Raw genomic sequence first — 15,340 nt, 5'->3', positions numbered from 1 at the left:
TTAAGATTTGGTTTTTAGATTTATAAAGGTGTTTTAACTTAATTCTTGATAATTTTTTTAGTGAAGTATTGCTTACCCTCAACAAATGCTTTTAACAGATAAACACCATTTGGTAAGTTTTTTATATCAATTTGTTCTACATCTCCAATTGTTTTTTTAACCAATTTTCCATTGATGTCAAATAAGTAAGCCTTCGTAACCACTAAAGGACCAGAAATTTTTATATAATCTTCAGTCGGATTTGGGTATACAGAAATTGCAGCTAATTCTTCTTCAATTTCTATACTTAATGTTGTTCCAGTAACTTCGCTAGACCAATCATCTAAAAATATCTCTCCATTATCCTTACCTAATTGCAACCTTACCTCTATAGATTCTGTAGGTTTGGTAGTAATTTGTGCAGTAGCAAAAGTGTGAGAATACTCTGTGTAAGAACTGCTTGTTGTAAAAGGATCTGCCAGAAAAGTATTATTAGTTCCATCTGCATAATTTACTTTTAATTGATAACGAATATTGTTGTTGTTATTAGATTTAGCAAACACATTTAGTGTAATGTCTCCTCCTACTAAATCGTCATAAAAAGGAGTGTTTGTAATTCTAACTTTACCATAACCACCACCAGAAACTACATTAATTTTTAGTGCTACATCTCCTGTTCTAACATCTGCAGCATCTGCTCGTTCAAGACTAGCATCAGAGTTTGAATTTACATTTATTGGCCAATCTAAATCGTACCAACACTCAAACCCTTCATTATAAATAATACTCGTTGCAGAGCTTGGTTCTGCACAACCAAAACTTGCTTGAATATTAGAGCCTGTTTTGGAATTCATATTTTCATATAAATAAATGTTTTCAGCAATTTGACCAGAATTTGATACTCTATGATTTATGCCGGCTTTACTTCTGTAATTAAATAAAGCAGTTTTTAATTGCTTTACAATTTCTGGATTAGAAGCACTTAAATCTGTAGATTCAGTTGGGTCGTTTACAACATCATAAAGCTCAAAAACATTGTTGTATTTGTATTCTAATAATTTATAATTTCCTTGTCTTGCAGCAGCCATACTAACATTTGCTGTTCCTTTACTTGCAAAATTAAAATCCCAAATAATAGTGTTTGTTCTCGAATAATTAGCATTTCCACCATTTGCAGAAGTTAATAGTAAATCTTCGAAACTTTCTCCATCTAAATGTTGATTAGGTAATAATGGTGCATTTGCCATTTTTAACATTGTTGGGAAAAAATCTGTTCCAACAACTGGTTCGTCTTCTACTACTCCATTTCTATATTTTGGTCCAAAAACTATTAATGGTAATCTTACACCACCTTCAAATAACCAAGTTTTACCACCTCTAAAAGGTCTGTTAGAAGTAGATAATTCTCTGTTTCCACCAACCTCTGTTGTAGATAAACCTCCATTGTCTGATGTTACTATAATTATGGTATTATCTGCAATTCCTTTTTCAGTTAATTTAGCACGAATTTCACCTAAACTTTCGTCTATACTTCTAATCATTGCAGCATATGTTGCATTGTCTTGACGTAATTTGGTTTTAGCCGTTAAATCATTTTCAAATTCTGGTATATTGTATGTTTTAGCATCAATTTTATTTTGAAAATAAGTAATATCGTCATGAACACCATCAGAATCGCCTGCAGGAGCTGGTCTTGCTTCAAGAGGTGTATGAACTCCATAATGCGAAACCATTGCTAAAAATGGTTGTGTGGGAGAATTTGTTACTTGTGTATCAATAAAGTTGTTAGTTAATTCTGTAATTCTATCTGTTAAATAATCACCAGTATTTCCTCCATTACTAATTCCTGGCATTTCATTAGCATAAGGGTGGTAATACGTTTCTGGAGCACCAATTTCTCCACCACCTAAATTAATATCAAAACCAAAACTATCTGGATAATGGTTGGTATCATGACCTAAATGCCACTTACCAATAAAAAATGTTTTATAACCTCTATCTTTTAATGCTTGGGCAAATGTTATTTCTGCATATCCATCTGCATTATTGTCTGAAGCTAAATACATACCTGAAGAAACTGATGGTCTAGATTCAAATTTCCCTGTCATTATAGATGTTCTAGATGCAGCACATCTTGGTGCAGCTTCATAACCATGTGTAAATAAAACTCCATCTGCTGCTAATGCATCAATATTTGGGGTTTCATAAATATCTTGACTATCTGCAAGTAAGTCGTTGTAAACGGACAAATCATAGTACCCTAAATCGTCCACAACAAAGAATACAATATTGGGCTCATTTGTAGTTGTTGCTTGTGAGAAAGTTGTAAAAGCCTTTAGTAACAAGCTAACTGTTAAGATGTTTTTAAATAATTTCATTTGTAAACTATTATTAATGAGTAAGCAATTTAAAGCAAAATAGTTGAAAACTAAAGTCAAGTAAGTAATTAAGACGTAAAGTGATATAATTTTGACTAATTTTGGAATAGTACAATCTATTAGTTGCAATAAAGTTTAAAATTTGTAATTTTAATTCCACCTTAAAAAACATAAAATGAAATTCCTTATAAACCTTTTCTTCGTCTTTTTACTAATTTCTTTTGGATGTAAAAAAGATTCTAAAGTTACTTCAAAAGAAAAAAATACTAATACAAAGCAAAGTGATTTTGCAATTATAATTCATGGTGGAGCAGGTACTATTTTGAAAAAAAATATGTCTGATGAAAAAGAAGCGGAATACAAAGCAAAATTAGAAGAAGCCATAAAAGTTGGGCATTCCATATTAAAAAATGGAGGAACAAGCCAAGAAGCTGTAATGAAAACGATTCAAGTTATGGAAGAATCTCCATTGTTTAATGCAGGAAAAGGTGCTGTTTTTACACATGAAGAAACCAATGAATTAGACGCTTCTTTTATGGATGGTAAAACCCTAAATGCTGGTGCAGTTGCTGGAGTTAAAAACGTAAAAAGCCCAATTGAATTGGCAATTAAAATAATGACAGATTCAGATCATGTTATGTTATCTGGCGAAGGAGCATCTATATTTGCAAAAGAAAAAGGGTTGGAAATAGTAGACCCAAGTTATTTTTATACTGAAAAACGTTTTAAATCATTGCAAAGAATTAAAAACAGAGCAAAAACGGAATTAGATCATGATGATAAAAAAGCAGCTTTTTATGATGCTGATATTAAAAATGCAAAGTTTGGAACTGTTGGTTGTGTAGCTTTAGATAAAAATGGAAATATTGCTGCAGGAACTTCTACAGGTGGAATGACAAATAAACGCTGGGGAAGAATTGGAGATGCACCAATTATTGGTTCTGGAACGTATGCAAATAATAAAACCTGCGGAGTTTCATCTACAGGTTGGGGCGAATATTTTATAAGAAGTCAAGTTGCGTATGATATTTCTGCACAAATGGAATATCAACAGAAAACACTTAAAGAAGCAACCAAAGATGTAATTCAAAATAAATTAACAAAACTTGGCGGAACAGGTGGTGTTGTGGCTTTAGATAAAAAAGGAAATATGTCTTTTGAGTTTAATACTGCAGGAATGTACAGAGCTTCTATGAACGATAAAGACGAATTAATTGTAAAGATTTACAAAGAATAAGACAACCATTTTTCTGGAATTGTTTCTAATTCTAAATGTCTTACTTCAGATTTAAGTTTCATACTTAAGCCTAAACGAGAAATTTTTGGTACAGATAAATTGATGTTATTCTTTTTGTTTATAAGCTCTAAAACTTCACTCATAGATCTTTTTGTGCATAAAACTAAACTATTCATCATTGCATTAGCTTCTTTTTCTAAATCGTAAAAATCTACAAAAAATTTAGGTTCGTTATCTTGATAAACAATCCATTGAGTTTCTTTCTTTTTAGGGATTTCTAAAATTTCTTTAGTTCCGCTAAATGTTCTATATGTAGTTGCTATAAATGTCATTTTTTTATTTTTTTCCATAATTTTTGAACTTCAAACTTATTCCAATTTCTAACTTCAATATCAAAAACAAGACCAAATTACTATTTTTGATTATTTTTTAATTTTGTTTTTCGATTAAACAACGCAGAGAGTCGTTAAAACGTATATTTAATTCCTGTATAAACACCAATATTAAAAGGTGAAAAACCATTAGAATTATTACTAAATGTATTTAATTGTGCTTTAAACATAGGATTTACATTTAAAGACCAATTTTCATTGAAGAGATAATTAACATCGAAACCTAAATTTCCACTAAAATTAATGCTGTTTAAATTGTTTGCTTTACCTGTTTTAGAAAAGGAATTCGTATTTAAATTGATGTTGTTCTTATTTAAAAACAAAGAACTAAACCCCGCTACCAATTGTGTTTCTAATTTTTTGTTATTAGAAAAATTATATTTTATTTCTACAGGAATTTCTATATATCCATAATTTTGAGTTAAGCTACCATTAGAACTAACTGTATTAGTTAATGAACTTGTGGCAAAATCAAAACTTTCTGCAGTATTTCCTTTAAAAGAAAATGATTCTCCGTTATTAAAAGCTGCAGAAGATGTACTACTTGGATTTGAGCTAACTACTGCAATTTTATTGTTTGCATAACTCATTTCTTGTAAATGAACTCCAGATTGTATTGTCCATTTGTTATTAATTTTATAAGCAACTTGTACGCCATAAGAATAGGTGTTTTTTCCTTCAGTTGAGTTTGCTAAATTTTCATCAATAGGAGATGTATTTGAAAAAGAATTAGAATTAAGAACTGCAAAAACCGGCGCAACAGTCCATTGTTTTTTAATTAATTGTTTAATATTTATGCTATCTTTTTTGTTGATAAACTCATTAAAATCTGTTTTGTCTGTTTCATTTTTTTCTGTTAAAAATTCATCGCTTTTTTGAATGAAATTTAATTCCTCTTTAGACTCTTTATTAAGAGTTTCAGATTTATTTTCTTTAGAATTAATGGTTTCATTTGTAGAATTATCAGCTAAAAAAATCTTTTTCATAGCGTTTTTTGTGCTAACTAATTCCTTCTTGTCTTCAGTTTTATTTGTGTTATTTTTTACAACTTTTAAACTGTCATCAGATTTAATTTTTATTTTCTTCTTGGGTTTTATATCTACGTTTTCTTCTGCAACTAATACGTCTTTTTTATTTAAAAGAAGTGTATCAATAGTATTTGTAATGCTTTTGTCAATTTCTGTTTTATTCTTTGGTGTTTCTGTAATTATTATGTTGTTATTTTCAATTGAATTGTCTTTATTAGAAAAAGGAAAAAGAAATAAACCAAGAATTAAAAGTGCAGCAACTCCGCTAGAAAACCACCAAAAAGGTATTACTCTGCGTTTTTTCTTTGCGAGTTTAGACTCGATATTATTCCACACTTTTTTATCTGGAGTGGCCTCCAAATTTTTAAGTTGTTCCTGGAACAATCTATCTATGTTTTTGTTTTCCATCAGTTATGCTTTTTGTTCTTTTTGTTGATGAATTTCTAATTGATTTTTCAAAATTTTTCTAGCTCTAGATAAGTTAGATTTAGAGGTTCCTTCAGAAATTTCTAAAAGATTTGCAATCTCTTTATGAGAATAATTGTCTAATACATGTAAATTAAAAACCAACCTATATCTGTCTGGCAATTTTTGAATGAAACCTAGTAAAACATCAACATTAAAAACGGTGTTTTCTGTATTAAACTCTTCAACTTCATCAACATCAGAAACATCTTTTACTATTTGTAAAGGAGATTTTTGTCTATATTTTTGTAAGGCAGTATTTATGGTAATTCGCTTTAACCAACCTTCAAAAGAACCTGTGTTTTTATATTGTTTAATTTTATCGAAAATGACTAAAAAACTGTCTTGTAAAGTATCTTCTGCATCTTGTTTATTTCTAGAATATTTTAAACAAAGTGCAAAGAGTTTATCAGAAAAAAGCTGATAAACCTCTGTTTGTGCTGCCAATTTTTGTTGGCAGCACTGTTTTATGAGTTTTTCTAAATTGATTATTTTTAGTTTACAGGAATTACAACTTCTTCAAAAATACTTTTCCCATCATTATCTCTTCCTTTATAAAATTTAAAAAGATAATCTTCTCTTTGGTTGGCAGTTATTGGAAGCTTGTATTCTTCTTGTCTAATATCTTCTGTGCAATTTCCATCTAAATTTACAAAAGCAATAACGGCAACTGTTCTAGTTGTATCTTGGTAATCGTAATATATTCTATCAAAAGAATAACAACTACTTGGTAATGAGTATTTTAATGTAATTGTGTCTTTTTCTCCAAAAGTAAAACTTGTTGGTGTTTCTGCTTCGTCTATAGCTATATATTCGAAAGTGTAATTAGACGTGTTATCATTATTTAAACAAGATGATAAGATAACTACTGCAAGTAATAAAAGTGATATTTTTTTCATGATTAAAGGTTATTTATTTAATATTTAAGGGATGGATATCCGTTTTTACATTCAATAGATTTAGGTTCATTTGGTGACGAGCAATCTGAAACTATGCCCCATTTTACGTTATAATCTTTTTCTGCTTGTGTGTATGTTGCTATTTTTTGAAGAAAAGATGGTACATCAATTTCATTTGAATATGCAATATAACCTTGTGGACCACCACATGCTTTTGCACCATAAGCTGTAAAATTCCAATTGTTAGAATTTGTACAAGAAATACTGTAGGATAGGGTAGAAATTTCATCAAATAAGACCATTAATTTTCTATGTTCTTTTTCCTGTTCCGTCAATTCTCTTTTAACAACCAATTCTGTTTCTGTTAGAGAAACAATTCTCCAAGCATAGTTGCTAGGGTAATTATTTGTATAAATTTTAATAAGTGTATCTTCTAACTCAAAATTTCCGTCGATATTAAAATACGTTAAAGGTGGTGTACCACACCAACCAGAAGTTCTTTCTGTAAAATTCCCACTTATTTTAAACGAAATTCCATAAGCTTCACTTGGTAAAGAATTACCTCTTTTAAAAGTTGTTTCTTCTCCATTGTATATGGGTTCTATCCAGTTTCCAAGCAATAAATTATCTGAATCAATAGCAATTTCTTGGTTTGTTTCACAAGAAAAAAAAGTGAATACACTTAACAAGAAAACACTAAATATTTTAAAACTAAACTTCATAAATGTTGTTCTTTTCTTACAAGATGAAAAAAGATGTTAAAGGTTGCGTCTATAAATCTTATTTTTGCAAAAATATATGGAAAACAAGATTTTTAACATACAAAACACCAAAGAATTTAAAGAAGTTACTTTAGCCGTTTTTAAGCATCAGTTTAAGAACAATAAAGTGTACAGGTCTTTTTGTGATTTGTTATATGTGCATCCTTCAAGTGTTTCTAAAGTTGAAGAAATTCCGTTTTTACCAATACAGTTTTTTAAAAGTAGAAAAGTAATTGCTTCTTTAGATGAAGTTGAAGAGGTTTTTACAAGTTCTGGAACAACAGGAAGCATTACAAGTAAACATTTTGTAACAGATATTAAAGTTTATAAAGAAAGTTACTTAAAAGGTTTTGCTCATTTTTATGGAAACATAGAAGATTATGCAGTTTTAGCTTTGTTGCCAAATTATCTAGAAAGAAAAGGTTCTTCTTTGGTTTTTATGGTAGATGATTTAATTAGAAAATCTAAAAACGAAGAAAGTGGTTTTTATCTCAATAATATTGATGAATTAGCTGAAAAATTATCGGAATTAGATAAAAAAGGACAAAAAACGTTACTTATTGGTGTTTCTTTTGCTTTGTTAGATTTAATAGAAAAACAACAATTCAACCTAAAAAACACCATAATTATGGAAACAGGTGGAATGAAAGGTAGAAGAAAAGAGTTGATTAGAGAAGAATTACATAGTATTTTAAAAAACGGATTTGGAGTTGAAGAAATTCATTCAGAATATGGAATGACAGAATTATTAAGTCAAGGTTATTCTAAAGGAAATGGAGTTTTTGAAACGCCACCTTGGATGAAAATTCTTACAAGAGATACAGAAGATGCACTTACAATAAATTCTGCAGGAAAAAATGGTGGAATTAACGTAATAGATTTGGCCAATTACAATTCATGCTCATTTATTGCTACCCAAGATTTAGGAAAAGTTCATGAAAATGGAACTTTTGAAATTATTGGACGTTTTGATAATTCTGATATTCGTGGTTGTAATTTAATGGTTTTATAGTTTCAGAAAAGAGCAAAAAGATTAAAGAGAAAAAAATTAAGAGAATAGAATAAAGAAAAAAAGATGATGAAATTTAAGTTATTTAAAGAGTTTAAAGAATTTGCAGTAAAAGGAAATATGATAGACATCGCTATTGGTGTTATCATTGGTACAGCATTTAATAAAGTGGTAAATGTATTGGTAAAAGAGGTTTTAATGCCACCTTTATCTTTTATGACAGATGGTGCAAATTGGGAAAACAGAAAAATAGTTTTGCGAGAAGCTATTATGGTTGATGGAAAAGCAAATCCAGAGGAAATTGCCATTGGTTACGGAAAATTATTGGAAGCTGGAGTAGATTTTTTAGTAATTGCTTTTACCGTTTTTATAGTTGTTAAAGTGATGAATTCTTTGAAAAAAGAAGCAGACGACCCAAAAAACACCAAAGTTGTTACGCCTAAAAATATCGAGTTAATGAATAAAACCAATGAACTTTTAGAAAAACAAAATGCTTATTTAATGAAGGTTTTGGGAGAGAAAAAATAAATTTTTTTTGGCATTTATTTTTGGTGCTACAAAGTGAATATTTTTATTTAAATTAAAAAAAAATCAATTTAATGAGTGCTAATAAAATAATAAATGGATAATTTAATAACGTTTTCAATAACTGTTTTTACTGCTTTTTTTGCAATAACCAACCCAATTTCTAACATGACAGTTTTTGTGTCTTTAACTCAAGGTGCAGATAAGAAAACAAAAAATGACATTAATAAAAGAGCTAATTTAATAGCATTTATTATTGTTACTGTTTTTATTCTTTTAGGTAAATATATTTTCGAATTATTTAATATCAGTATTCCAGCCTTTAAAATTACAGGTGGAATTTTAATATTTTTTATAGGTTTTGAAATGCTACAATCTAAACAGTCTAATGTAAAAAGCCTTAAAAATGTAAATATCGATGAAAATATTGCTGTTTCTCCATTAGCAATTCCAATTTTAGCAGGTCCAGGAACCATTGTTACTGCAATGAACTTTGTTTCTAATGCAGCGCCTTTACAACTATTTTTAGTAATTGCAATTTTTGGGTCAATGAGTTTATTAACTTACTTTACTTTTAAGTTAAGTGATCTTATTGTTAAGTTAGTTGGTAATAATGTAATTTCTGTTATTGGTAAAATAATGGGATTAATTATTGCAATAATTGGTACAGGTATGATAATAGAAGGAATTAAAATTTCTTTTAATTTTATAGCTAAATAATTATATAAACATAGGAATTAAATACAACTAATTTATCTGTAATTAATTAAAGTTTTCATCGACCAAATTAAAAACAAACACGATGAAAAATATTTTTGCATTTTTATTATTAATTACTTCAACTACTTTTTTTGGTCAAGATTACAACTTAAAGAAAGGCTATGTTGCAGAAGGTTATGATGTTGTTTCTTATTTTGATAACAAACCAAAAGAAGGTAATAAAGATTTTATTTCAGAATACGATGGTGTAAAATTCAAGTTCTCATCAAAAGAAAATTTAGAGAAATTTAAAAAATCCCCAAAAAAATATATCCCTCAATATGGTGGATATTGTGCTTATGCAATAGGTAAAAATGGTGAAAAAGTTGATGTTAATCCCAAAACATTTGAAATTAGAGACGGAAAACTATATCTTTTTTATGATGCTTGGTTTAATAATACTCTAAAAAATTGGAAAGAAGAAGGTGCAGAAAAATTAAAGAAACAAGCAGATATTAATTGGACGAAAATTCAGAAAAAAGAAATGTAAACTTTCTTTTTTTTGATAATAATTAAGAAAGCCTTGAATTTATTTAGGGCTTTTTTCTTCCAATTCAGTTTTCATCAATCGGTCCCAAAACGTAAAATATAACCCATAATTAAAGTTGAATTTTGTGTGATGAGAATCGTGATGTGTAGCTCCAATAATCCATTTTCTAAACCAATTCCCTAGTTTTCCTGAAGGATATACTTCAATTCCTGCATGGTTTATGGTTGCAGAAAGCGTCATAATTAACAAAACAGCAAACAAAGCATATAAGTGTAAGGGTAAGAAAATTACAATTACAGGCAAGAAAATCGCTTGCAAAATAGTTTCATAAGGATGAAAAGAAAACGCTGTAAAAACAGTGGTATTCACACTTTTATGATGAATTTTATGAAAGAATTTATAGATTTTAGGTATGTGCATCCATCTATGAATCCAGTAATAATAGGTGTCTTGAATAAACAAAAAAGCGAAAATACTTAAAGGGATGTACCACAAAGCATAGGTATCGAAATCCAAGTAAATTGCAGTGTAATTAATGGACCACAAATAGTAAATGAAAACTGCAATTGCGCCAAAAATAAAACCACTAACTAAAGACCAGTAGATTTCTTTACGAACCTGTTTCTTTTTTAGTGGTTTTTTATTTAAAATTCTATGTTTTAGTTTTTCTCTAAATTTATTCAAGAATACCCAATGATAAACACCAGAAAATGCTAAATATCTAACGAATATAATTGCCGAAAAAACTAAAATTAAAGGTATAATTACAAAAATATTACTAAAATCGATTTCTGTAATTTTATCATTCATAAACTAATAATTATGCTACAACTAATAAATAATAGGTTTTTTTACCACGTTGTAAAAGCACATATTTATTCGCAATTAAATCTTCTTTTGTAATTGTAAAATCTTCTTTTACTTTTTCTTTATTTACAGAAATAGCGTTTTCTTTTAACGCTCTTCTTGCTTCGCCATTAGAACCTAAAAAGTTAGTTTTGGCAGATAAAGCACCAATCATATCTAAACCTTCTTCAATATCTGTTGTAGAAACTGTTGCTTGAGGAACGCCATCAAAAACATCTAAAAACGTTTGTTCATCTAAAGATTTTAAATCGGACGCTGTAGATTTTCCAAATAAAATATTAGATGCTTTTAACGCATTTTCATACGCTTCTTTTCCATGCGTCATTGTTGTTACTTCCTCTCCTAATTTTTTTTGAAGTGAACGTAAATGCGGGTTCTCTTTATGTTCTGCGATTAAATTCTCAATTGTTTCTTTGTCTAAAAATGTAAATTTCTTAATAAAGTTTTCTGCATCTTCATCCGAAGAATTTAGCCAATATTGGTAAAATTTATAAGGCGAAGTTCTGTCTGCATTCAACCAAACGTTTCCACCTTCGGTTTTTCCGAATTTTGTTCCATCTGCCTTTGTAACCAATGGAACTGTAATTGCATATGCTTTTCCTTGTGCTTTTCTACGAATTAATTCAGTTCCAGTAGTAATATTTCCCCATTGATCTGAACCACCCATTTGCAACATGCAATTTTTCTCTTTGTATAAATGGTAGAAATCGTATCCTTGAAATAATTGGTAGGTAAATTCCGTAAAACTCATTCCCACAGAAGATTCCGAACTTAAACGTTTTTTTACAGAATCTTTTGCCATCATGTAATTTACAGTGATGTGTTTTCCAGTATCTCTTACAAAATCGATTAATGAAATATCTTTCATCCAATCGTAATTGTTTACCAATTCAGCTTTGTTATCAGCAGAAGCATCAAAATCTAAAAAGCGCTCTAAATTTTCACGAACACCAGCAATATTTTTCGCTAAAGTTGCTTCATCTAACAAATTTCTTTCAGCAGATTTTCCAGAAGGATCTCCAACCATACCAGTTGCACCACCAATTAAAGCAATTGGGTTGTGTCCAGCATTTTGGAAATGTTTCAAAATAAAAATCTGAACCAAACTACCAATATGAAGTGAGTCTGCAGTTGGATCGAAACCAATATAACCAGCAGTTTTATTTTTTAATAAATACTCTTCTGTATCTGGCATTATATCGTGCAATAAACCTCTCCAGCGTAATTCTTCTACAAAATTTGTCATTTTAATCGTCTCTTTTTATGGTTGCAAAGATAAACTTATCAATCAAAAAACCATAAATTAGCAGTATGATTTTAGTAACTGGAGGAACAGGTTTAGTAGGCGCACATTTATTGTATCATTTGGTAAAAAGTGATGAAAAAATTCGTGCTATTTATCGTTCTGAAGAAAAAATAGAAGCCGTAAAAAAAGTGTTTTCTTATTATTCTGAAGATGAAACCCTAATTTCTAAAATTGAGTGGTATAAAGCAGATATTACTGATGTTCCTGCGATGATTCCTGCTTTTGTTGGTATTAAAAAAGTGTATCATTGTGCCGCTTTTATTTCTTTTAATCCGAAAGATTATAGAGAAATGCGAAAAGTAAATATACATGGAACAGCAATTATTGTAAATCTTTCTATTGATGCAAAAATTGATAAACTTTGTTTTGTAGGCTCAATTGCTTCTGTTGGCGATTCTTTAAAAGGGAATTTAATTACAGAAGAAAATGAATGGAATAAAGAAGCAGACAATAGTGGTTATTCAATTACTAAATTTGGTGCAGAAATGGAAGTTTGGCGAGCAAGCCAAGAAGGAATAGAAGTTGCAATTGTAAACCCTGGAGTAATTTTAGGAAGTGGATTTTGGAATGCTGGTTCTGGAAAATTATTTAGTCAAGTTTATAATGATTTTAAATATTATACAGAAGGAATTACTGGTTTTGTTGGAGTAAAAGATGTTGTAAAAGCCATGATTCTATTAATGAATTCTGATGTTAAAAACGAACGTTTCATTTTAGTTTCAGAAAATAAATCTTTTAAAGAAATCTTATTTTTAATTGCAGATGCTTTCAATAAAAAGCGACCGTTTAAAAAAATTAGTAAGTGGCAAACTGCAATATTTTGGAGAATTTCCTCGCTCATTTCAAAAATTACAGGTAAAGAACCTTTATTAAGTAAATATTCTGCAAGATCGGCTCATAATATTTCTAAATACTCTTCAGAAAAAATAGAAAAAACTTTAAATTTTGATTTTGAAAAAATTGAAACCGTTATAAACAGAGCTTGTAAAAGATATTCTAACAATTAATTAGATAAAGAATCTACTTCTTTGTCTAATTTTTTTAAAGGTGATTTCGCTTTTTTAATTGAATCTCTCCTAAGTGAATCTTGAGTTCCCTTTAATTTAGTAACCTGTTCTTTTCTTTTTTCAAGATTATTCTTAGCGTCTGTTAAAATATCCTCATAAGCATCTACTTTAGAGATATAATAAGTGTTACTTGCATCAAATCTTAAACTATCTATTTTAAAATTATCATAGACAAAAGGCATGTAATTAACATTCTTTTCTAGACTTTTATTTTTAATAAATTTTGCAGAAGAAGCAATCATTAATTCTTGAATAATAAGACTCATAGTGTCTTTTGGAATTAAATCTTTAGGTTTTTCAAAAATGGTATTACTTGTGCAAGAAAGCAAAAATATAAAAACAAATATGTAATGTAAATTCTTCATACTACCTATTAAAAGTTAGTCTTTTTCCTTTTGTAACATCATCAAAAACGCCGTTATTATAAACTAAATTACCGTTTACAAATGTATGTGTAATGGTGGATGAAAAAGTTGTTCCTTCGAACGGAGACCAACCACATTTATATAAAATATTATCTTTGGAAACAGTTTGAGGTTCGTTAGAATTTATCAATACTAAATCTGCATAAAAACCTTCTTTTATAAACCCTCTTTTTTCTATTTGAAACAATTTTGCTGGATTATGGCTCATTTTCTCCACTGCTTTTTCAATAGAAATTACACCTTCTTTTACTTTTTCTAAAATAGCCATAACTGCATGTTGTACTAATGGGCCTCCACTTGGGGCTTTGGTGTAGATATTGTCTTTTTCCTCTAAAGTATGTGGTGCATGGTCTGTTGCCAAAACATCAATTCTGTCATCTAATAAAGCTTTCCATAAACCTTGTCTGTCCTTTTCCGTTTTTACGGCAGGGTTCCATTTAATATGCGTTCCTTTTTCCCCATAATCTTTATCAGAAAACCATAAATGATGAATACAAACTTCGGCTGTAATTTGCTTTTCTTCAATAGGAATATCATTTCTAAATAAATGGGTTTCTTTTTCTGTAGACAAGTGGAAAATATGCAATCTTGCACCTGTTTTTTTAGCTAGTTCAATTGCTTTGGATGAAGATAAATAACAAGCTTCTTCACTTCTAATTATTGGGTGATATTTAACAGGAATATCTTCTCCATATTTTTCAATAAACTCTTCTGTGTTTTTTCTGATTGTCGCTTCATCTTCACAATGCACAGAGATAATCATTTTTGTTGATGAGAATATTTTCTCTAAAACCGCTTCATTATCAACCAACATATTTCCTGTAGAGGAACCTAAAAACAATTTAATTCCAGCTACTTTTTTTGGGTCAGTTTTAAGTAATTCTTCTAAATTATCATTTGTACCACCAAACATGAAAGAATAATTTGCGTAGGAATCTTTAGCAGCAATTTTAAATTTATCTTCCAATAAATCTTGTGTAGTTGCTTGTGGTACTGTGTTTGGCATTTCAATAAAAGTGGTAATTCCACCAGCAACTGCAGCTCTACTTTCTGTAGCAATATTTGCTTTATGTGTTAAACCAGGTTCTCTAAAGTGCACTTGATCGTCTATAAAACCAGGAATTAAATAGCTACCTTTTGCATCAATAATTTCTGTGTTTTTGGGTGCAGTAATTTCCGAAGAAATTTCTTTTATAATTTCGTTTTCAATGAGAACATCACCTTTAAAAGAGTTGTTTTCATTTACTATAATTGCGTTTTTTATTAAAGTTGATTTTGTCATTTTCTAAATTAAATTTCCATTCTCATGTTAATCATACTTTTATTAAAACCAAAACGTTCATAAGATTTTATGGCAGAAGGATTGTTGTGATAGACATCTAACCTTAATTCGTTTAAATCTTTGCTTTTTGCCCAAGATTTTAATGATTCTAATATTGTAATACTTATTCTTTTTCCTCTAAATACTGGTTTTACATATATAAAACCCACATAACCGTTTTTTTGGTTTTTATGATATTGTTTAGAATTTTCAACTCTAACATAGCCAGAACCAACAACTTCATCATTAAACATGGCTACAATTAAATGGGTATTATCGGCAGCTATTAATTCTTTAATGTTATAGTAAAAAATTTGTGATTTTTTTAAAAAAGGATCTAGTGGTTTTTCTGCTTCTATAACCCCTTGTTCAAATTCTAACAAGATTTCTAGATCATCAATTTTTGCTGGTCTTGTAGAAACTGTTTCCATA

The 15,340-nt window shown here is 29.2% G+C and carries 17 protein-coding genes; 6 read left to right on the top strand and 11 right to left on the bottom strand.

All coding sequences use genetic code 11. The features are described from left to right. Positions 1-38 precede the first annotated feature (38 nt). Complete coding sequence (locus H9W90_RS11505; RefSeq protein ID WP_187481737.1) at positions 39-2,357, bottom strand: sulfatase-like hydrolase/transferase; 2,319 nt, start codon at positions 2,355-2,357, stop codon at positions 39-41. Positions 2,358-2,532: 175 nt separating this feature from the next. Between H9W90_RS11505 and H9W90_RS11500 the strand changes: the two genes are divergently transcribed. Next, entirely contained in the window at positions 2,533-3,594 is a 1,062-nt protein-coding gene (locus tag H9W90_RS11500; RefSeq protein ID WP_187481736.1) for an isoaspartyl peptidase/L-asparaginase family protein, read from the top strand. On the opposite strand, the gene H9W90_RS11495 is transcribed toward H9W90_RS11500, so the two are convergent. From H9W90_RS11495 to H9W90_RS11475, 5 genes are all read right to left on the bottom strand, one after another. After that, positions 3,582-3,944: a hypothetical protein gene (locus H9W90_RS11495; protein ID WP_254712482.1), complete on the bottom strand. Its 363-nt coding sequence runs from the start codon at positions 3,942-3,944 to the stop codon at positions 3,582-3,584. The genes H9W90_RS11500 and H9W90_RS11495 overlap by 13 nt on opposite strands. A 116-nt stretch (positions 3,945-4,060) precedes the next feature. Next, positions 4,061-5,422 (bottom strand): hypothetical protein, encoded by a 1,362-nt coding sequence (locus H9W90_RS11490; RefSeq protein WP_187481735.1) that lies wholly within the window; start codon positions 5,420-5,422, stop codon positions 4,061-4,063. 3 nt (positions 5,423-5,425) lie between these two features. Continuing rightward, a complete protein-coding gene (locus tag H9W90_RS11485) occupies positions 5,426-5,968 on the bottom strand; it encodes an RNA polymerase sigma factor (protein ID WP_187483978.1) in 543 nt (180 codons plus the stop codon). 5 nt (positions 5,969-5,973) lie between these two features. Beyond that, positions 5,974-6,378, bottom strand: coding sequence for a hypothetical protein (locus H9W90_RS11480; protein ID WP_187481734.1), 405 nt, complete (start codon positions 6,376-6,378; stop codon positions 5,974-5,976). A 17-nt stretch (positions 6,379-6,395) separates the two neighbouring features. Continuing rightward, positions 6,396-7,100 carry a hypothetical protein gene (locus H9W90_RS11475; RefSeq protein WP_187481733.1) on the bottom strand — a complete coding sequence of 235 codons (705 nt, stop codon included), beginning with the start codon at positions 7,098-7,100 and terminating at the stop codon, positions 6,396-6,398. A gap of 76 nt (positions 7,101-7,176) precedes the next feature. Here H9W90_RS11475 and H9W90_RS11470 point away from each other — a divergent pair, with 76 nt between their 5' ends. The 4 genes from H9W90_RS11470 to H9W90_RS11455 all read left to right on the top strand — a co-directional run bounded on the left by H9W90_RS11470 (position 7,177) and on the right by H9W90_RS11455 (position 9,922). Beyond that, complete coding sequence (locus H9W90_RS11470) at positions 7,177-8,151, top strand: LuxE/PaaK family acyltransferase (protein WP_187481732.1); 975 nt, start codon at positions 7,177-7,179, stop codon at positions 8,149-8,151. A gap of 66 nt (positions 8,152-8,217) precedes the next feature. After that, entirely contained in the window at positions 8,218-8,676 is a 459-nt protein-coding gene (gene mscL / locus H9W90_RS11465; protein WP_187483977.1) for a large conductance mechanosensitive channel protein MscL, read from the top strand. Between the two features lie 93 nt (positions 8,677-8,769). Continuing rightward, a complete protein-coding gene (locus H9W90_RS11460; protein WP_187481731.1) occupies positions 8,770-9,393 on the top strand; it encodes a MarC family protein in 624 nt (207 codons plus the stop codon). An 82-nt stretch (positions 9,394-9,475) separates the two neighbouring features. Then, on the top strand, positions 9,476-9,922 hold the full coding sequence (locus H9W90_RS11455; RefSeq protein WP_187481730.1) for a YHS domain-containing (seleno)protein: 447 nt from the start codon (positions 9,476-9,478) through the stop codon (positions 9,920-9,922). A 39-nt stretch (positions 9,923-9,961) separates the two neighbouring features. Here the strand turns inward: H9W90_RS11455 and H9W90_RS11450 are convergent, their stop codons facing one another. Together H9W90_RS11450 and tyrS are read right to left on the bottom strand one after the other, a co-directional pair. Further along, the gene (locus H9W90_RS11450) at positions 9,962-10,732 is read right to left on the bottom strand and encodes a sterol desaturase family protein (RefSeq protein WP_187481729.1); all 771 of its coding nucleotides are present in this window, start codon (positions 10,730-10,732) and stop codon (positions 9,962-9,964) included. Positions 10,733-10,742: 10 nt separating this feature from the next. After that, entirely contained in the window at positions 10,743-12,035 is a 1,293-nt protein-coding gene (gene tyrS, locus H9W90_RS11445; protein ID WP_187481728.1) for a tyrosine--tRNA ligase, read from the bottom strand. A gap of 65 nt (positions 12,036-12,100) precedes the next feature. Between tyrS and H9W90_RS11440 the strand changes: the two genes are divergently transcribed. Further along, positions 12,101-13,102 (top strand): NAD-dependent epimerase/dehydratase family protein, encoded by a 1,002-nt coding sequence (locus tag H9W90_RS11440; protein WP_187481727.1) that lies wholly within the window; start codon positions 12,101-12,103, stop codon positions 13,100-13,102. Here the strand turns inward: H9W90_RS11440 and H9W90_RS11435 are convergent. From H9W90_RS11435 to H9W90_RS11425, 3 genes are read right to left on the bottom strand one after another with little or no spacing between them, the layout of a single operon-like run. Then, complete coding sequence (locus tag H9W90_RS11435) at positions 13,099-13,527, bottom strand: DUF4296 domain-containing protein (RefSeq protein ID WP_187481726.1); 429 nt, start codon at positions 13,525-13,527, stop codon at positions 13,099-13,101. The two genes, H9W90_RS11440 and H9W90_RS11435, sit on opposite strands and share 4 nt — an antisense overlap. A gap of 1 nt (position 13,528) precedes the next feature. Beyond that, on the bottom strand, positions 13,529-14,869 hold the full coding sequence (locus tag H9W90_RS11430) for a dihydroorotase (protein WP_187481725.1): 1,341 nt from the start codon (positions 14,867-14,869) through the stop codon (positions 13,529-13,531). Between the two features lie 8 nt (positions 14,870-14,877). After that, positions 14,878-15,339 (bottom strand): GNAT family N-acetyltransferase, encoded by a 462-nt coding sequence (locus H9W90_RS11425; RefSeq protein ID WP_187481724.1) that lies wholly within the window; start codon positions 15,337-15,339, stop codon positions 14,878-14,880. Position 15,340: the final 1 nt, after the last annotated feature.

This window comes from Polaribacter pectinis (assembly GCF_014352875.1).
GTDB classification, from domain to species: domain Bacteria; phylum Bacteroidota; class Bacteroidia; order Flavobacteriales; family Flavobacteriaceae; genus Polaribacter; species Polaribacter pectinis.
Note: the sequence above shows the minus strand (reverse complement) of the source record. Positions and strands in the feature narration are given on the sequence as shown.